This window comes from Zhongshania aquatica, from assembly GCF_027257955.1.
Taxonomy (GTDB): Bacteria; Pseudomonadota; Gammaproteobacteria; order Pseudomonadales; family Spongiibacteraceae; genus Spongiibacter; species Spongiibacter aquatica.
Window position 1 is genome coordinate 29,507 of sequence record NZ_JANZNQ010000001.1, and the last position, 19,357, is coordinate 48,863.

Consider the following 19,357-nt stretch of genomic DNA (forward strand, 5'->3'; position numbering starts at 1 on the left):
CGTTCCGTAACCACCAAAATAGTGATGTGGATCTCGCTTTTAAAATCATCACACCCAAATGCGTATTATTACTAATACGGAAAAATAGGTAACTCAGACATAGTCCATTCACAGCTGGGACGGACATTCCAATAACTAGTCTGCTGCTAACAATACCTTAACTGAACAATCCATTCGTTCCGTTTAAAATTCTGCTTAGCAACACACAACGCACATAGTCTAGCGAACGAAAGCCATGAAAAGAATTGCGTGTATCAGCACGATCACCACACAGCCAGACGAGGGAGATGCGTCTACTCAGCTCATGGCGCTCTATAACTCAAGCCGAGTTTACAACAGAGAAAACGATATTACCGGTGTATTCCTTGTTTCAGATAGCAGCTGCTTGCAGGTTATGGAAGGTAACGCTGAATCACTAGCGAGTGCCGTTTACCGCATGGGGCGTGATCCACGTATCAGCGATTTCAGCGTAGTCATGAATAGCACCGCCGATGTCGCAGAATTTTCCGGTTGGAAAATCCGTATCATTAGCGCAGGAACAGACGCCCATTTAGATTTTGTCGCACGACTCAAAGAAATCGTAGCCGACAAAATTCAAGCCAAAAGCAGTCATGACAGCACACGCTTAGAAAGCTTTTTTGGCACACCCAAGCTTGCCGCTAATTCCCAGCCCCCAAAGTTAGCCGAATCGACATCGACAGGCACTAGCAGCACACGTAAAAAAGTATACGATGATTGTGTCGTGTCCGTCTCTGCTTGGCCGCGACCGACGCAGATGAGGATGACACCAGAACTCATTCGCCTCTGCTCAAACCTCACAAAAAGACCTGCACATTTCGAACGTATTTTGGCCTTAAAGCTGTGTTCGTCTACTGAAAAACTAACTCATTATTTATCAATCTTAGAAAGCTTAGGCCTATTAAAAACCCACTCTAGCGTCGGAGCCCCAAATTTGAGCGTCGTCAGCAATCAGTCGATAACAACAAACACGACAGCGTCAGCGGCGAGCACAACCGCCGATCGATTCAGTCGCGTTCTCAGACGTTTTATCGCATCCGCGAAATCCTAGGAAGTCGCAAAGAATGGATCAGATTTATAATAAATTAGCGATAGTGGGTGAAGTGGGAGCAGGCAAAACCCAGCTCATTAACACTATCAGTGAAATCTCTCCCTTTGCCACCGAAGCCAAATCTTCGGTAGATATTGGCAAGGAATACACCACAGTTGGTATCGATTATGGTCGCTTGAGTCTAGATGCCGATATCGCACTTGGACTCTTTGGTTTACCCGGACAGAAACGTTTTTCGCTGCTGTGGGATATGGTGAACACCTCATTGTGGGGGCTAGTAATTCTGGTCAAATACGGCGATGGCATTAATATCGAGGCTATCGACGATATTCTTACCCACTTCCAACCACTTAAAAATAACGTTCCCGTTATCGTAGGTGTCAGCCACGCCGAAAACGCCACCGCCGAAGAATTAGATGTACTTATGGAATTTTTAGAACACGTATTACAAGGGCACGGTTTATCCGCCCCGATCATGCCTGTTGACCCAAGGGACGTTGAATCTTCTCTCATGCTTCTGCAAATGATCGACGCAATTAATAACACTGAGGAATACGAAGGAGCGCAATTAAATGTCGTTTAACAAAATGTTGAGTGAGCGACTTATCGACTTATTCAACGAGTATTCAGGCAACAATGACGCGATAGAGATTATTTCACTGGCTACGACGGATGGCTTTCCCGTTCATCATTTTTCGCGCCTGAGTGACGGATTTGATGTCGAAACCATGGCCGCGGCAGCAAGTACTTTGTATTCAGTAAGCAATGCCGTCACGAAACAGATTCTATCAAAAAGCTTCAAGATTACATTTATTGAATCAGAACAGGGCAATGTAGCTTTTGTATCTTTACAGCTGGCTGACAAGGATTTTGTCCTGTCCATGTCGGCCAAAAGCACCATGAACATCGCTAATTTGCGCTTATTAATCAACCGATTAGCAAATGAAATTGGCGATCTCGATTTAGCTGATGTCGCATAAACGGCAGAAAGCTCAAACTTCAAGGTTGAACAGAATAGTTGAGGGCAATTAAAGACAAAAAACTATATCAATAATCATTCAGCTTGAAACAAAAAAAAGATTTCACTAGGAGAGTAAAAAGATGAGTAATTTAAACGACGCAGTAAAAAGCTTGATGGAAATCGACGGCGCTATGGGTTGTGCAGTTGTAGACTACACCTCAGGGATGTTATTGGGTTCAGCAGGTTCTGGGGTTGACCTTGAAATGGCTGCAGCTGGCAACAGTGAAGTGGTCAAGGCAAAAATGAAAACCATGAAGTCGTTGGGAATCACCGGCAATATAGAAGATATCTTAATCACGCTAGACACACAGCTCCATATCATCCGTCCAAGCACAACTAATGAAGGCCTATTTATCTATCTTGTACTCGACAAAAAGAACTCAAACCTAGCACTTGCTCGCCGCAAAACAGCTGATATTGAAGGTTCACTGCAACGGGTTTAATTAGCCTTAAAATAGGATTTAAGTGCCTTTCAAGAGTATTTTAATCTTAATAACTCAATGTAAAAACGCCCTCATAACGAGGGCGTTTTTATTTCAATCAATGCCATCTTAAATAAGATGCGCAGTCCAAAGACTGCGTTCACATTATTTAATGAATAGCATTTCTGAGTACTTAGGCAGGGGCCACAGGTCGTCAGCAACCAGTGTTTCCAAAGTATCAGCATGACCACGCACATCGACCATCAGACTACGCAAGGTGCTTGCAGCGTACTGCATGTGAGCCTCAGTAGAATCGAAGTCGTGCACTTCTAGCGCAGCGCTTAATTTAGCAACAGCGGCCATCATTGCATTAGCTTCTTTGGCAACCGCAGCTGCAACGGTGCTGTCCAGAGAAATACTCATCGCAGCCATCGATGCCGTTGTGCTCGCCAACTGTGACAAATATTCAACCGCAGCTGGGTAAATACTCGTTGTCGCCATATCTACAACTAATTTGGCTTCTACTTCTATCGATAGTAAATACTGCTCTGAGTAAACCTCGAAACGACTTTCCAGCTCAACCGGTGTTAATACGCCAGTGCTAGAAAACAATTTAACAACTGACTCTTCGCGGAACGCGGGTAGCGCGTCAGCAGAGGTCGGCAGGTTTTTCAAGCCACGCTCTTCCACCGCAATTCGGTGCCATTCACTTGAGTAACCGTCGCCACCAAAAATAACGTTGCTGTGGCCTTCCATTAACTCTTTCAGAACTTTAATCGCAGCAACAGGCTTGCTAGTGCCAGTAGCTAATTCCGCTTCCAACTTGTCAGCAATCCAGTTCAACGAGTCAGCCAGCATCGTGTTCATTGCTACCAATGGACCAGATACAGATGCCGAAGAGCCTACCGCACGGAATTCAAATCGGTTGCCGGTGAAAGCAAACGGAGAAGTACGGTTACGGTCGCCAGGATCACGCTCGAACTTAAGAATTTGACTCAAGCCTAGGTCCATCAAGCCGCCTACTTCAGACTTCAGCAATTTACCTTCTTTAATGTCGTTAAATACACGCTCAAGTTGGTCACCCAAGTAAACAGACAGAATTGCCGGAGGGGCTTCATTCGCGCCTAGGCGATGGTCATTTGACGCAGAAGCGATAACCGCGCGAAGCAATGGTCCAAAAAGGTGCACACCACGAATTACTGCACCACAAAAGAGCAAGAAGTTAATATTCTCGTGGGGAGTGCTACCCGGGTCAAGCAAGTTACCCTGTGTAGCATTACCCACTGACCAGTTAACGTGTTTTCCCGAGCCATTCACGCCCGCAAAGGGTTTTTCGTGCAACAAACATACAAAGCCGTGTCGCTTAGCGGTCAACTTCAGCAGTGTCATCAGCAGCTGTTGGTGGTCAGATGCAATATTCGCTGCCTCATAATAGGGCGCAATTTCAAACTGACCAGGCGCAACTTCGTTATGATGAGTTTTCGCTGGAATGCCTAAACGATAGAGCTTGTCTTCCAAATCTTGCATGAAGACTTGAACGCGCTCTGGAATGGCTGCGAAATAATGATCATCAAACTGCTGACCTTTTGCAGGCGATGCACCAAACAAAGTACGACCAGCCAATAATAGGTCAGGGCGGCTATTAGCAAAGTTTGAGTCGATCAGGAAGTATTCCTGCTCTGCACCACAGCTAGAATTCAGCGCGGCGATCTCTGCTTCACCCATTAAGGACAACACGCGCTTACCTGCTTTATTCATTGCCGAGTTAGAGCGCAGCAATGGGATTTTCTTGTCCAGTGCTTCGCCAGTCCAACTCATGAACACGCTAGGAATCATCAACGTAGAGCCATTATCTGTGTGCATAATATAGGCAGGGCTAGTTGGATCCCATGCAGTATAACCACGGGCAGCGTTGGTCATACGCAGGCTACCGTTGGGGAATGATGAACCGTCAGGCTCACCCTTGATTAAAAGGCTACCGGTGAATTCAGTAATTTGGTTGCCGTCAGAATTCGTAATGATAAAGCCGTCATGCTTCTCAGCGGTGGCATTAGTCATTGGGTAGAAAATATGCGAGAAGAATTTAACCCCCTTACCCAATGCCCAATCTTTCATGGCCGCAGCAACAACATCAGCCGTTGCAGGATCTAAAGGCGCGCCAGTCTGGACGGTGGTTTTCAGCGCTTTAAATGCATTTTTAGACAGTGCCTCTTCCATCTTAGCAAGATTAAACACATCACTTGCCCAGATTTTGCTGAGAGGTTCAGGCATCGTAACGTCTATTGGCTTACGATTAACAATCTGGGATACAGCTTGAACACGCGCTTGATTGCGACTCATTAAGGAGACCTCGCCTTATAGTAAATTAGCTAATGGGTATCACTTGAGGTAACTGAGAGGATCAGGAACTGAAATGATTGCGCTTAATCTAGCAAAATCTGCACCAATCTGACGCAAATATACCAAGGAACAGTAAATTTAATTATTTTCGAGAAGGCAACATAAGGCCTCGTCTCGCTAGGCCAACTACAACGGTGGGTTTAGCTCATACAAGGTAGAAGAGTTTGTCGGTATACTGCGCGTCTTTTGTATCCCCTAGCCTGCAAATGCGCCAGCGCAAGCAAACACAGCGAAGCCAATACCGTGCAAACTGACTCAAATAATTACGACGTGATCATTCTTGGTGCCGGTGCATCAGGATTGATGTGCGCGCTCACCGCCGCACAACGGGGTCGCCGAGTATTGGTTTTAGAGAAAGCCAACAAGGTGGGTAAAAAAATCCTCATGTCTGGCGGCGGACGCTGCAACTTCACCAACCATTTTGTCGGCGCCGAGAATTTTATTTCTAACAACAGCCATTTTTGTAAAGCCGCACTGAACCGCTACACCCAGTGGGATTTCATCGGGATGGTGGAACGCTACCAAATACCCTACGAAGAACGTCGCCACAGCCAACTATTTTGTCTGAATTCAGCCAAAGACATTCTCAATATGCTGCTCGACGAATGTGCCAATGCGGGCGCCGAAATCCGCAGCCACGCTGAGCTAGTTTCAGTATCGACAGCTGAGCCAAATGACGCAAGCTCGTCTCGCTATCAACTAGTCGTAAATCAACAAAACACAGCACATGAGTTTACTTGCGAATCACTTGTTGTCGCCACGGGTGCGCTTTCTATACCCACTCTCGGCGGCAGCGGTATCGGTTACGACATTGCCCAGCAATTCGGGCTAAAGCTGACTAAGCGCCATGCCGGTTTGGTGCCCTTTATGTTCAGCGACTCAATGAAGCAGCTATGCGAAAAGCTGGCGGGCCTCGCCCTAGAAGTCGAGCTAAGCGCTAATAAAATCAGCTTCACCGAAAACATACTATTCACCCACCGTGGTATTTCTGGTCCTGCGGCCTTGCAGGTTTCCAACTACTGGAACCCAGGTGACACTATTACTCTCGACTTATTGCCCGGTGTCAACGCCGCCGAATGGCTGCTAAACGCCAAACAGAACCAAACAAAAAATCTACTGAGAACGGTGCTGAGCCACAAGCTATCGAAAGGCTTAGTCGCCGAGCTGCAATGGCTTTGGTGGCATGAACACGCTGAAAAACCCATGGCTGAATTTTCAGACAAGCAACTCATTAGCATCGGCGAAAGGCTAAATAGCTGGCAACTGAAACCTTCCGGCACCGAAGGCTACCGCACTGCAGAGGTGACCCGCGGCGGGGTAGATACCGCAGGGATTAGCTCGAAAACCATGGAAGCCAAGGATCAGGCTGGACTGTATTTCATCGGCGAGGTTCTAGACGTGACCGGCTGGCTAGGTGGATTCAATTTTCAGTGGGCGTGGTCCTCTGAGTATAGCGCGGGACTGGCAGTATAGGAACTGCCCTGAATACACCACTCAACACATCGGCCCGAGCACCATTGCCGTATAGCTCCCACGTCTCGTAGATAGTGAAGCTAGCAATATGATCACAACGCCAAACGCAGCAACTACCCTCGTCATTGGCGCCAGCGGTGCACTGGCGTCGGCCTGCATAAACGCGACGAGCAACATGCCGGATACCGGCAATATCATTGCCATCAGTAGACAAAACTTATCAGAGCGGAAAACATCCGTTATCACTTATCTAGAATGCGATAACTCAGACAAAGCAATCAATGAATGTGTAGCTAAACTGGTGCATCTGCGTGGCAAAATTAACCGCGTCATTATTTGCAATGGCCGACTGCATGGCGATGGCATCAAACCCGAAAAACGTTTGGAAGACCTCAATACCGAGACGATGCTTGCCATCATGGAAAGTAATACCGTCACCCCGCTGCTGTGGATCAAAGCGCTAGCACCATTATTAAAATCCGAGCACGCTTGTGTGCTAGCGGTATTTAGTGCCCGCATCGGCAGTATCGGCGACAACCATCTGGGTGGCTGGTATAGCTATCGCATGTCGAAGGCGGCCCTAAATATGGGCCTGCGCACTGCAGCCATCGAGTATGGCCGTCGTGCTAAAAATGTTCGGCTTATCGCCTTTCATCCCGGCACCACCGACTCGCCGCTGTCGCGCCCTTTTCAGGCGGGTGTACCCAAAGGCAAATTATTCACCCCTGACTTTGTCGCAAATAGCCTACTCAAATTAATGCAACAAACCGCGGAGGAGACAAACACCAGCGCGGCGGAAGCGGTGTTTATCGACTGGGATCACAAAACTATTCCGTGGTAGAATCCCGCGCTTTCCAGCACACCGCGACACCCTCATGCTTAGACTCAATGATCTTAAACTGCCCCTTGCGCACGATGACTCTGCACTGCGCAAATCCATTGTCGCCAGACTAGGCATTCAAGACGCAGATCTAAGCGCAGTATCTATCTTCAAACGCAGTTACGATGCGCGAAAAAAAGGCGACATCCAATTAATTTATCAGCTGGATATCAGTCTCAGTGACAAGCTAGAAACAGAACTGCTAGCTCGCTTTGATGGTAAATCCTTTCTTAGCCCAAGCCCCGATACCAGCTATAAATTTGTCGCCCAGGCACCGAGTGACTTCCCCGCAGCAGAGCAACAACGGCCCGTTATTATCGGCTTTGGCCCCTGTGGTATTTTAGCGGCGTTGGTGCTGGCGCAAATGGGCTTAAAACCAATCGTCTTGGAGCGTGGCCAAGATGTTCGGCAGCGCACCAAAGACACCTGGGGACTCTGGCGCGAACGCAAGCTCAACACCGAATCCAATGTACAGTACGGCGAAGGCGGCGCGGGTACATTTTCAGACGGCAAGCTCTATAGCCAAGTAAAAGACCGACGCTTTCTCGGCCGCAAAGTCATGACCGAGTTCGTTAAAGCCGGTGCGCCAGAAGAAATTCTCATGGTCAGCAAACCCCACATCGGCACCTTTAAACTGGTAAAGATGGTGGAAAATATCCGCGCTGAAATTACACGCCTTGGCGGCGAAATCCGTTTCAATACCAAGGTAGATACGGTTCACCGAGAACCCGCTGCGGATGGCCAAGGGCAAATCACCGGGCTGACCCTAAACAACGGCGAGTATTTACCAAGCCGTCACGTGGTATTGGCCATTGGCCATAGCGCCCGCGACACCTTTGAAATGCTGTTAGAACAAGGCGTATATATTGAGCCAAAGCCTTTTTCCATTGGCTTTCGGATCGAGCATCCGCAATCCGTTATCGACAAAGCCCGATTCGGCGAACAAGCTGGCCACCCAATTTTGGGCGCCGCGGACTATAAACTCGTTCACCACTGCAAAAATGGCCGTAGCGTTTACAGCTTCTGTATGTGCCCCGGTGGCACCGTGGTCGCCGCCACCTCTGAAGAGGGTCGCGTTGTCACCAACGGCATGTCCCAATATTCTCGCAATGAGCGCAATGCAAACTCGGCGATTGTTGTTGGCATAGAGCCGGAAAAAGACTATCCAGAACATGTGCTTGCGGGAATCGATTTACAGCGCTCGCTAGAAACCTTGGCTTACCAGCTCGGTGGCGAAAACTATAACGCCCCAGCACAACTCGTCGGGGACTATTTACGCAACACGACGTCTACCGAGCTGGCCAGCGTTACACCGTCTTACAAACCCGGCGTGTCACTGGGCGATCTATCACTCGCGCTACCCGACTTTGCCAACGACGCCATTCGTGAGGCTATTCCCGTTTTCGACAAACAAATCAAAGGCTTCGCGATGAACGACGCCATTCTCACCGGCATCGAAACCCGCACCTCATCGCCAATATGTATTAAACGCGGCAAAGACTACCAGAGCTTAAACACCCGCGGCCTCTACCCCGCAGGAGAAGGTGCCGGGTATGCTGGCGGAATTTTGTCGGCGGGGATAGACGGCATAAAAGTGGCTGAAGCCGTTGCAATAGATTTACTCAAATTAGATGTCGCGATACCAGACGGACGCTGACCCCCAACTCAAATCTAGCGGGCCAACTACCAAAGTCAAAACAAGGTCCGCTATACTCCTTCACACTCAAAGCAACGCAGAGCGCTGCCATGACGAAATTACTGGTATTCCCCCATTCCCACTTTTGTGAAAAAGCCCGCTGGGCACTAGATTACAAGGGCACCCCCTATAAAGCTCAGGCGGTAATACCCGGCCTGCACTTAAAGACCATCCCGAAAATTGCGCCGGGCAGTTCGGTGCCGGTGTTAATTCACGACAACGGCGATATCGTGCAGGGCTCAAGTGAAATCATCGACTACTTAGACATACACTACCCAGACAACCCACTCACCCCCAGTAGCGAGGCGGGCAGAGATGCTTGTCAACAAATTGAACGCACTATGGATGAGGCTCTGGGAGTAAATATTCGCTGCATTCTGTACAGCGCACTGCTGAATTATCCAGACTTTATCCGCCAATGTTTCACCCACGCCATGCCTTTTTACAAAAAGCCTTTTTTTCGACCGATTGCGCCGGTGCTGCGCAAAAAGATTTATCAGGTGTATGTTGGCTCACCGGAAAAAGTTGCCCGCGCAAAAATGATATTTGATGCGGCAATGCACGATATGGCAAAGCGCATCGAAGGCAAGCCCTATTTAGTTGGCGACAGTTTCAGCAGAGCCGACTTATCCGCGGCCGCTATGCTCTCGCTACTCACCCTGCCACCAGAACATCCCTTCCCATGGGGGCAGATACCTGACCCGGATGCCACCGCGTTTTGCGAGCACTACCGCGACCATCCGGTATCACAGTGGGTGAATCGTATTTATCGAGAGCACCGCTGGCCTATAAATGTAAAATGAACGCAATAAGCCCAAGCCCCAAACGCGCGAATAGCTTAGAATAGAGTCTACCTAGAAAGCCAAATATCCACAGAACACATATAAAGGTTACTGCATGGCATCGTTGCAAGAGCAGCTTCTCAAAGCAGGCATGGTCGATAAAAAGAAGGCCAAGCAAATCAGCCAAGAAAAACGTAAACAAGCAAAAGTGGCCAAGGGCACTGGCGCGGTTATTGTTGACGAAGGTAAAGAAGCAGCAAAACGCGCACTGGCCGAAAAGGCCGAGCGCGACCGCGAAATGAATCGCCTTCGTCAGGCTGAGGCCGACAAAAAAGCAATTCACGCTCAGATCATTCAGCTCATTACACTGAACAAAATTGATCGTCGCGACGGCGAGGTTGCCTATCAATTTACCGACGGTAAAAAGATCAAAAAGCTCTATGTCGATGCGCTTTTGCAAACCCAATTAATCAAGGGCGTGATCGCCTTGGTTAAATTGAAGGAAGGCTACGAGCTAGTCCCCGCCGCCATCGCTGACAAGATCAAACAGCGCGATGAAACCGTGGTGCTTGTACATAACACCAAACCGGTAAATGACGCAGTAGAGGAAGACGATCCTTATGCAGCCTACCAAATCCCCAACGACCTAATGTGGTAACACGCTATCCTACACACTGACACCAACAACACCGACGACGCCGCTCTACACATTCTGCAAACCGTCTACGGTTACGATGCGTTTCGCAACCAGCAAGCAGACATCGTAAACCACGTCGTTAACGGTGGTGACGCCCTAGTGCTCATGCCCACGGGCGGCGGTAAATCTCTGTGTTTTCAGGTGCCCGCATTGGTTCGCAGCGGCACCGCTGTTGTTGTCTCGCCGTTGATTGCACTAATGCAAGATCAGGTCATGGCCCTGCGCCAGAACGGCATTAAAGCGGCATTTTTGAATTCCAGCCAAAGTGGCATGGAAGTGAACGGCGTTGAAACTGCGCTGATGAATGGCGAACTCGATTTGCTATACGTCGCGCCCGAACGCCTCATGATGCCCCGTATGCTCGACCTGCTAAGCCAAGCGCCGCTGGCGCTATTCGCCATTGATGAAGCCCACTGCGTATCACAGTGGGGTCACGATTTTCGGCCAGAATACATCAAGCTTTCTATTCTGCACGAGCGCTTTCCCGACATACCCCGCATCGCCCTAACTGCCACCGCCGACGGCCCAACCCAGCGGGAAATTATCGAACGACTTTCACTGCAGGAAGCGCGGGTATTCAACGACGGTTTTGACCGGCCCAATATTCGTTACCGCATAACGGAAAATCAGGGCAACGCCCGAGAACAACTACTTCGTTTTATTTTGAACGAGCATGAAGGCGAAGCCGGTATTGTATATTGCCTGTCACGCAAACGGGTAGACGAAGTCGCGCAATGGCTCAGCAGTAAAGGCATGACCGCACTGCCCTACCACGCCGGATTAGGCAACGAAATACGCCAGCAACATCAGGAACGATTCCTGCGTGAAGACGGCGTGATTATCGTCGCGACGATTGCCTTCGGCATGGGCATCGACAAACCCGATGTACGTTTTGTCGCCCATTTGAATTTACCCAAAAGCATCGAAGCCTATTATCAGGAAACCGGCCGCGCTGGCCGTGACGGCTTAGCTGCCGACGCATGGATGGCCTACGGTCTGCAAGACGTCATTACCCTGCGACAAATGCAGGGTAACTCCACCGCTGAAGAAGGCCGCAAACGCCTAGAGCAACACAAACTCGATGCCATGCTCGGCCTCTGTGAACTCACTACCTGTCGCCGCCAAGCGCTGCTGCGCTACTTCGATGACAATTTAGATCAGCCCTGCGGCAACTGCGACAACTGCCTCACACCGCCGGAAACATGGGACGCCACCCTCGCCGCCCAAAAAGCGCTGTCGTGTGTATATCGGACCGGTCAGCGTTTTGGCGTGAGTTATTTAGTCGACGTTTTGCTGGGCAAAGAACACGAGCGTATTAGCCAATTTGGTCACGACAAAATTTCGACTTACGGCATTGGCAGCGAACTAAACGCCACCGAATGGCGAACCTTATATCGGCAAATCATAGCCCGAGGATTACTCAAGGTAGACGTAGAAGGTTATGGCAGCGTACAACTCACCGATAGCGCCAGACCCGTTCTAAAAGGTGACGAACAACTGACCTTACGGAAAATGGTCAAGGTCAGCAAAAAAAACAAAGAACGCAAAAATCGGTCTTTCTCTGGCCCGGAGAGCAACACCTTGTGGGACGCCCTGCGCGAACACCGCAAGGCACTGGCCAGCGAACAAGGCATTCCCGCGTATATGATTTTCCACGACGCCACCATCGCCGAAATGACCGAGCGCCAACCCCAAACACTTGAGCAGCTAGGCCGCATATCCGGTATTGGCGAGAAAAAATTAGACAACTATGGACAAGGATTTTTAGACGTCATTCTGGCCAATGCGGGAAACAGCGGCGACCAAAACGATGATATTAACGACACTGCGGCCAATAGCATCATGCTGCTAAAACAGGGCAACACAGCGGAAGATATCGCTAGCCAACGCAAGCTGTCTATCAACACCATCTATAGCCATCTTTGCCAAGGTATCAGCAATGGCGAACTCGTACTTAGCGATGTAATCACCCTCGACGACACGCAAATAAAAGAAATACTATTTGCTTTTGAATTGAGCGACGACGGCAAAATGAAAACCGTCTTTGAATCCCTAGATGGCGAGTACGATTACACTATTTTGAAATGTGTGAAGGCGTCGTTGAGTAGCTATTCGGGATAATTAATAAAAACACGCATGGCTAATGCGCACTAAATACAGTGAAGATCATGGAGTACCGCCCCGTGATCTTCAATCTTTGATTTAGCTTTCCACGTTATTATCAACACTTTTTAAAAACGATATTTCAAGCGAGCCAAGTACGTACGCTCAGGCTCTCGGACAACCCCACTGAATGAACCGGGAGAGAAATATTCTTCGTCGAATGCATTGTCAACCAGCACATCCAATTGCAATGATTCGCTAATGGTGTAGTAAACACCAGCATCGACAAGGGTGTAGGCAGGCAACTCGAAACTACTTTCGCTGTCACCAGCACGCTCGCTCAAATACGTCACCGTACCGCCTACACTTAAGCCGGGAACGCTGACTATGCTATAGCGGCTCTGCAAGGAAAAAGTGCGCTTTGGCACATTCACAAATGGTTTACCTTCCAACTCGGGATCATCGCTACGTAAAATTTCTGTATCAGTGAATCCATAGGCCGCAGCAAGATACCAGTTTGCGTTGACATATCCACCCACGGACAGCTCCACACCCTTGGAGCGGGCGCGCCCTTTAGCAACTTCAAAATCATCATCGAGAGGGTCTTCGATGGCAATATTGTCTTTGGTGATAAGGAAACCGGCAGCGTTGATAGAGAGGCCACCCACCTGAATTCGTAAACCCGCTTCATACTGAACACCTTCCTCGGCCTCCAACGGTTTAGCGCCTGATGTTGTTCCTTGCTGAGGTACGAAAGATTCACTGCGGTTAGCATACAACGACGTCGCGTCGCTCAGGTCGTAGACGATACCGAACTGAGTCGTCCAATCAGTTTGCGATATTTCGTCTATAGAGGAAGTAGTATTCAGATTATCGAACGTCTCTTGTGATTGCTCGGAATCGATATAACGCAAGCCAGCCAACAAGTGCCACTGCTCTGTGATGGTAATCCGGTTCTGAAGGAATAACGCTGCAACGTCGTCGTCTTGCCGTAATGTTCGGTCGCGCCCCAAATTACCGTCGTTCAGATTCACCGGGCCGTATTGTGGATCATACAGATCGATAGGGTCGATGAAATAAATCTGGGTAGGACGGGACAGATTTCCGCTACGATAATCAAGACCGGCGGTAAATCGGTGACTTAGTGAACCGGTCTCCAACTCACCACTGATATCCAATATAAAGTTATGATCTTTTTTGTAGCTATCAACGCCGGCAAAGACGATACGATTGAGCGTTCGCAAGTCAGCATCTAGGCCGAACGGCGCTTGCTCACGAAAGTCTGCATCGTTTCGCAGGTAGGTATAGCTGGCCCGCGCCTGAATACGATCAGTAACGTCGTGGGTAAGGCGTATATTAATATTTTCAGAATTGCGCTCGGTAAAGCTATCCTTCCCTGCCGGATTGAAATCCTTATCGTAATCACCGTTGGGATTAGGACTAATGGCACCCTCAACTGGAGTGCCGCCATTTATCGCGGCCCACTCATTGCGAGAGACACTGCCTTCGATTGTCAACTCAGTCTTGTCGGATAAATCGATGGCGACATTAGGCGCGATAAACAAGTGCTCATGACCCAAGAAGTCAATGAAGGAGTCACTATCTTGATAAGCAACGTTGAGGCGGGCGCGAACACTGTCACTGATAGGGCCGGTCACGTCCAACGTGCTGCGCTTTCGGCCATAGCTACCGACCTCAAATCCGAGTGCGCCTTGGAATTCAGACAACGGTTGCTTGGTAACCACGTTTATCGTACCGCCAGGTTCCATTTGGCCGTAGAGTACTGCTGAGGGGCCTTTTAGTACTTCAATACGCTCCACATTGGCCAGATCGGTTGGATGGTCTGTTTGGGTAAAACCTAAGCCATTGGTAGACTGCTCTGCGTTAAAGCCGCGAAACAAGTAATCGTCTGCAAACATATCTTGAGACGAGCCGGAGCGCGAGGCTGTGGGAACCAAGCGCAGCACATCCCCAACCGTATCGAATAGACCGATATCGAACGTTTCCTCATCGTATAAGGACACTGTTTGCGGAATGGTTTTGAGAGTGTCGTTTTGATGACGGCCATAAACGTTGACGATCTCCAATGCCAGTTCTTTAGCCCCTCTACTACTTTGATTATTCACGTCTTGTGCTGCCACCGTAGATATTCCGGTCGCCATCACAATGGCTAGATAAGATTTGCTGAAAGGCAGCATCAAGTCTTGCTCCTGATTTTCTATTTTGAAAAGATCGGGTATACTACCTTTAATGCAAATGAGAAACAATATCACTAGCATTAGCAACAAAGAATCTCGTAATGATGTGAACTGTCAACGGATTTACATTTGAGTGAAACGAATAAAGAAAAAAACGCCTGCAACAGCTACCGCCCACCCTTAACAACCCTCCCCGGATTAATAAGATGGATAAAATCGCTCAGCCACACGACTCAAGCCGCCAACGAGTTAACGCACGCGTCTGGTTTGCTTTGCATGGCTGGTTTGCTATGCCCGTCTGGGGCGGTTTGTTACTAATCTGTTTGACCGGCACGCTGTGTACCATCAGTCAAGAAATTACCTGGCTTTACAACCCGCAGGTGCGCTCAAGCAGCGCAGCGGTAGATATAAGCCAGTTTGATAAGGTGGGCGCCGCCATTGCGATGCGTTATCCAGGGAGTCACCTGAGTTCCATTCATATTGAGGAGCCCTATCTAGCCTATCGGGTACGGGCGCGGCTGCCCAACGGCGACAGCAAAACGTTGTTTATCAATCCACACACCGGCAGGATACAGGGTGAAGCGGACGGGGCAGGATTTCGTGGCTTTATGCTGGCACTGCATGGCTGGCTGATGTTTCCCTGGCAGGATGATCACAGCCTAGGCTGGTACCTTGTAACCATTTTCTCGATACCGCTACTTGGATCTCTAATTACCGCCGTGCTGATGATCAAGCGTTTCTGGCATTTGTTTTTCCAGCCCCGTATCCGTTTTCACAAAGGACGAAGAGTGCTGTGGGGAGACCTGCACCGAGTAGCCGGCGTTTGGTCCGTATGGTTTGTGGCCGTTATTAGCTTGTCCGGTCTGTGGTTCATGCTTCAGGGAATACTGGTCCAAAATCAAGTCGACCTCTATCCCAAAGCCCCAACATTAGAGCGGCGGGATATGCCGCAATTGGAAAACGTGCAACCTCTAGATACTCTCCCATTAAGCCAACTGATTAGTAAGGCGAAAGCAGAATTTCCCGACCTACGAGTAAGCTATATAGAAATGACCGACCACACAGCAGGCGCAACTATCATCCGTGGCAAGCGCGGCGCCTCGCTTTTTCGAGACAACGTCAACGCGGTTTACTTGAACCCTTACTCGGGTGAGGTGATCGGCACGGATACCCCTAGCACCGTGTCTTTCCTACACGCTTCTGCAGCACTGCTGACACCACTTCATTTCGGCGACTTTGCCGGACTAGCCTCTAAGTTAGTGTGGTTCACCTTCGGCGTTATTCTTTGCGGAATTATTGGTAGCGGTTTCTATATCTGGTATCGCCGCACGCTCAAGACCACCCGTCATTACTTAACATCGACTCGTCGTAATCGAAAACGAGGAATTCAGCCGACCGCTTGGAAGGGCTTTTCTATCATAAGCTGGCTTATATTGTTGCTACCTTTGTACTTTTTGTATCGGCAGTCCTACGCATTACCCAATTCTAAACAAGCTGTCACCGAGCCACCCTCGCTTACTGAACCGCAAGCTACCATGGTCGAAAATAACACCGCACTAAAAAATTAATCTTATTAAGTCTCTTGATACATAAAAAACAATACGGTATGTTTGTTGTTAATTTGTCGGTAAGGGTAGTGCCAATGTTTAGGCAACGGATGACCGTAGGAGAATTGGCGTGGCTGAAAGGAGAGACGCGCATACGTCCTCTTCACGTTGCCACATTGCTTATTTTTGAAGTCCCAGACGATCCCCCGCCGCAATACATGCGCGACATGGTCCAAAGCCTAAGAGCCTCTACGGATATCGCCGATCCATTTAATCGCAGAATACTGAATCCGTCGCTATTGCCATTCATGCCGTTCTGGGTCAAAGATTTTGATCTGGATATGGAGTATCACATCCGCCACCAAGCATTACCTGCACCTGGTGGCGAGAGAGAATTGGGCGGATTAATTGCTCGCCTTCAGAGCAACCCCCTCGACTTTTACCGGCCATTATGGGAATTCCACATCATCGAAGGGCTGGAAGATAACCGATTCGCAATCTACTTCAAAATGCATCACGCCATCGTCGATGGCGTCTCAGGGGTGCGGATGCTTGAACGAACAATGGATCGCACCCCGGACAATCCTGATACACCGCCAATATGGGTTGAGGGTAAAAAATCAGGAAACTCCGGGCCCCAAAACCACGAACTACAAGATTCAAAGAAACCAAGTAAATCGGCCGCCCGCTTTTCAACTATCACGCACGCTGGGAAGGGCTTGGCTAATGTGATGGCAGCGATATTAGATGAAGACGATCCCTATACGCTACCGTTCCAAGCTCCCATGTCAATATTTAACCACCGAGTCCACAGTCAACGTCGTTTCGCAACACACCTTATTGAGTTTGAACGAATTCGCAGATTGGCTAAGCTGAGTAACTGCACTGTAAATGATGTGGTATTGGCGCTGTGCAGCGGCGCGATAAGACGTTTTCTTAGTGATTTATGTAGCTTGCCAGGACGCTCACTGACCGCTGGAATCCCAGTATCTCTGAGGGCAGCGGACGATCAAGGAAGCGGTGTTGCGGTAAGCTTCATTGTTGCCGATTTGGGAACAAATATCGCTGACCCGCTGCGACGGTTGAAGAATATTACTGATTCAACAAAACGGGCAAAACAGGCCATATCGGGAATGGATAAGTCGGCGATAGAACTGCTTAATAATGCGCTGTTATCACCCATGCTGCTGCAGGCTGCGCTCGGCTTAGAAGGAAGGACAAAACCGGGATTTAACCTGATTATCTCTAATGTCCCAGGTCCTAAAGACGTCTTATACTTCAGAGGCGCCAGGTTAGCCGCCATGTATCCGGTTTCACAAGTTAGCCATGGGCAGGCACTAAATATCACATGCTATAGCTACGCTGGGAATATGGCGTTTGGTTTTTCTGCGTGCAGAGATACCTTACCAAGAATGCAACGTCTGGCGGTCTATACCGGAGAGGTGCTGGAAGAACTAGAGCGGGCCGTAGATAAAGAGGCCGCGTCATGACAAGCCGAACTTGTCGTAGAACGTGGCGTAAGTTACTTAGGGACAGGCACGACGTTCCACCTAGCCTATTCTTTTCAATTAGAGAAGCATATCAGGGCTATGCGGAATTTATCACATCCGCACCAGTTTCCGTTCTCACAAAAAAAGAACATTCAGGCGACGGTCGCCCAGTACTTGTTATTCCCGGTTTTACTGGTAGTGATTTGTACAACTACCCCCTGATTAGTTTTCTGCGACGAAAAGGCTACCACGCAAAGGGATGGAATCTAGGAAGAAATTTTGGTCACGGCTTCCTGAATATGGATAAGTTGGTCGAGCGTGTCGCCAAGCTATACCATTTCGAAGGACAGCCGGTCACACTGATCGGCCACAGCTTGGGCGGTGTCTATGCCCGTGAACTGGCAAAGCGCTGCCCCGAACACGTCAGGATGGTGATCTCGCTGGGAAGTCCGTTCGGTGAAGATAGAGATAAAGCATCTCGGTGGGATGGACTATACCAACTAGTTAAGCCCTCGGGGGCAAGCGATACAGAGGGCGAATGGTCAAAGCCGCCGCATGTTCCATGTATAGCGATTTATTCTGTTTGCGACGGGGTCGTTAATTGGCGGGTAACTCGACAAAAAGGTGGCGATATTAGCTGCCGAAATTTTAAGGTTCGAGGCAGTCATGTCGGCTTAACAAATAATAAAAACGTATGGCGAATTATTTATAATTGCTTGCAGTAAACTGTTCCGAAAACCTACGGCAAATTTTTGAAACCAGACTCAGTGTGCCCTCCTAGCCAGAACCGTCTTTGTAGCTTTGACCAGTCTTATCCGTTAGCAATTCTCTGAGACATCAGCATTAGAGATAAACACTTAAAAACATTCTTTATAGATTCAACATCTCGGCAAGCAACTCCGGTACTACTTCTCCCGCCATACCATAACGATGTTCAGCAAACGCCGACTGCACCGCAGACGGCTCTAAGTTTATTTCCATAGTATGTGCACCCGACATTGCCGCTTGACGCACAAAACCTGCGGCGGGATAGACATTGCCGGAAGTGCCAATAGCAACGAATAGATCGCAGCCTTCTAAGGCATCGTAAATCTCGTCCATTTGTAGCGGCATTTCTCCAAACCAGACAATATGCGGCCTGAGCGCACCGCGCATGCCGCAACATTCACAGCGATCATCGACGTTGATATCACCGTGTATGGGATAAATGATATCGGTATAGGCACAGCGCATTTTGAGTAATTCGCCATGCATGTGAATGATATTTTTGGAGCCAGCCCTCTCGTGGAGGTTGTCGATATTTTGAGTGACGATTAGCAATCTGTCGCCATAGGCCTCTTCGAGCTTTGCCAAGGCAATATGGGCTGCGTTGGGCTTTACCGTGTCGCTTAGTAGTTGTGTGCGGCGACCATTGTAAAAGCGCTGCACCAATTCTGGATCAGCAGCGAAGCCCTCTGGGGTAGCCACGTCTTCAACACGATGCTCTTCCCATAACCCGTCTTCGGCGCGGAAGGTTTTGATACCCGATTCCGCAGAGATACCCGCGCCGGTCAATACAACAATACGTTTGTAAGCCATC

At 49.1% G+C, this 19,357-nt stretch carries 16 protein-coding genes; 13 read left to right on the forward strand and 3 right to left on the reverse strand.

The window, feature by feature from the left end; translation table 11 throughout:
- Positions 1-235: 235 nt before the first annotated feature.
- From O9X78_RS00125 to O9X78_RS00140, 4 genes are all read left to right on the forward strand, one after another.
- On the forward strand, positions 236-1,069 hold the full coding sequence (locus O9X78_RS00125) for a BLUF domain-containing protein (protein ID WP_269617511.1): 834 nt from the start codon (positions 236-238) through the stop codon (positions 1,067-1,069).
- 13 nt (positions 1,070-1,082) lie between these two features.
- On the forward strand, positions 1,083-1,652 hold the full coding sequence (locus tag O9X78_RS00130) for a GTP-binding protein (RefSeq protein ID WP_269617512.1): 570 nt from the start codon (positions 1,083-1,085) through the stop codon (positions 1,650-1,652).
- The gene (locus O9X78_RS00135; RefSeq protein WP_269617513.1) at positions 1,642-2,049 is read left to right on the forward strand and encodes a roadblock/LC7 domain-containing protein; all 408 of its coding nucleotides are present in this window, start codon (positions 1,642-1,644) and stop codon (positions 2,047-2,049) included. The genes O9X78_RS00130 and O9X78_RS00135 overlap by 11 nt, the downstream gene beginning before the upstream one ends.
- Positions 2,050-2,170: 121 nt before the next feature.
- Positions 2,171-2,533 carry a hypothetical protein gene (locus O9X78_RS00140; protein ID WP_269617514.1) on the forward strand — a complete coding sequence of 121 codons (363 nt, stop codon included), beginning with the start codon at positions 2,171-2,173 and terminating at the stop codon, positions 2,531-2,533.
- 144 nt (positions 2,534-2,677) lie between these two features.
- Here the strand turns inward: O9X78_RS00140 and O9X78_RS00145 are convergent, their stop codons facing one another.
- Positions 2,678-4,852, reverse strand: a complete 2,175-nt coding sequence (locus tag O9X78_RS00145) for a glutamine synthetase III family protein (RefSeq protein ID WP_269617515.1) — start codon at positions 4,850-4,852, stop codon at positions 2,678-2,680.
- Positions 4,853-5,215: 363 nt separating this feature from the next.
- On the opposite strand from O9X78_RS00145, the gene O9X78_RS00150 reads away from it, so the two are divergent.
- From O9X78_RS00150 to recQ, 6 genes are all read left to right on the forward strand, one after another.
- Positions 5,216-6,385, forward strand: coding sequence for a BaiN/RdsA family NAD(P)/FAD-dependent oxidoreductase (locus tag O9X78_RS00150; RefSeq protein WP_435056037.1), 1,170 nt, complete (start codon positions 5,216-5,218; stop codon positions 6,383-6,385).
- An 88-nt stretch (positions 6,386-6,473) separates the two neighbouring features.
- Complete coding sequence (locus O9X78_RS00155) at positions 6,474-7,226, forward strand: SDR family oxidoreductase (protein ID WP_269617517.1); 753 nt, start codon at positions 6,474-6,476, stop codon at positions 7,224-7,226.
- Between the two features lie 34 nt (positions 7,227-7,260).
- Positions 7,261-8,922, forward strand: a complete 1,662-nt coding sequence (locus O9X78_RS00160) for an NAD(P)/FAD-dependent oxidoreductase (RefSeq protein WP_269617518.1) — start codon at positions 7,261-7,263, stop codon at positions 8,920-8,922.
- An 89-nt stretch (positions 8,923-9,011) separates the two neighbouring features.
- Positions 9,012-9,764 (forward strand): glutathione S-transferase family protein, encoded by a 753-nt coding sequence (locus O9X78_RS00165; protein WP_269617519.1) that lies wholly within the window; start codon positions 9,012-9,014, stop codon positions 9,762-9,764.
- 94 nt (positions 9,765-9,858) lie between these two features.
- Entirely contained in the window at positions 9,859-10,401 is a 543-nt protein-coding gene (locus O9X78_RS00170) for a DUF2058 domain-containing protein (RefSeq protein ID WP_269617521.1), read from the forward strand.
- Positions 10,402-10,407: 6 nt separating this feature from the next.
- A complete protein-coding gene (gene recQ / locus O9X78_RS00175; protein ID WP_332108499.1) occupies positions 10,408-12,561 on the forward strand; it encodes a DNA helicase RecQ in 2,154 nt (717 codons plus the stop codon).
- A 110-nt stretch (positions 12,562-12,671) separates the two neighbouring features.
- On the opposite strand, the gene O9X78_RS00180 is transcribed toward recQ, so the two are convergent.
- Positions 12,672-14,741, reverse strand: a complete 2,070-nt coding sequence (locus tag O9X78_RS00180; protein ID WP_269617522.1) for a TonB-dependent siderophore receptor — start codon at positions 14,739-14,741, stop codon at positions 12,672-12,674.
- Positions 14,742-14,947: 206 nt separating this feature from the next.
- Here O9X78_RS00180 and O9X78_RS00185 point away from each other — a divergent pair, with 206 nt between their 5' ends.
- The 3 genes from O9X78_RS00185 to O9X78_RS00195 all read left to right on the forward strand — a co-directional run bounded on the left by O9X78_RS00185 (position 14,948) and on the right by O9X78_RS00195 (position 18,503).
- Positions 14,948-16,309 (forward strand): PepSY-associated TM helix domain-containing protein, encoded by a 1,362-nt coding sequence (locus tag O9X78_RS00185; RefSeq protein ID WP_269617523.1) that lies wholly within the window; start codon positions 14,948-14,950, stop codon positions 16,307-16,309.
- 74 nt (positions 16,310-16,383) lie between these two features.
- A complete protein-coding gene (locus O9X78_RS00190) occupies positions 16,384-17,778 on the forward strand; it encodes a WS/DGAT/MGAT family O-acyltransferase (protein WP_269617525.1) in 1,395 nt (464 codons plus the stop codon).
- The gene (locus O9X78_RS00195) at positions 17,775-18,503 is read left to right on the forward strand and encodes an esterase/lipase family protein (protein WP_269617526.1); all 729 of its coding nucleotides are present in this window, start codon (positions 17,775-17,777) and stop codon (positions 18,501-18,503) included. The genes O9X78_RS00190 and O9X78_RS00195 overlap by 4 nt, the downstream gene beginning before the upstream one ends.
- A 145-nt stretch (positions 18,504-18,648) precedes the next feature.
- On the opposite strand, the gene cobB is transcribed toward O9X78_RS00195, so the two are convergent.
- Positions 18,649-19,356: a Sir2 family NAD+-dependent deacetylase gene (cobB, locus tag O9X78_RS00200; RefSeq protein WP_269617527.1), complete on the reverse strand. Its 708-nt coding sequence runs from the start codon at positions 19,354-19,356 to the stop codon at positions 18,649-18,651.
- Position 19,357: the final 1 nt, after the last annotated feature.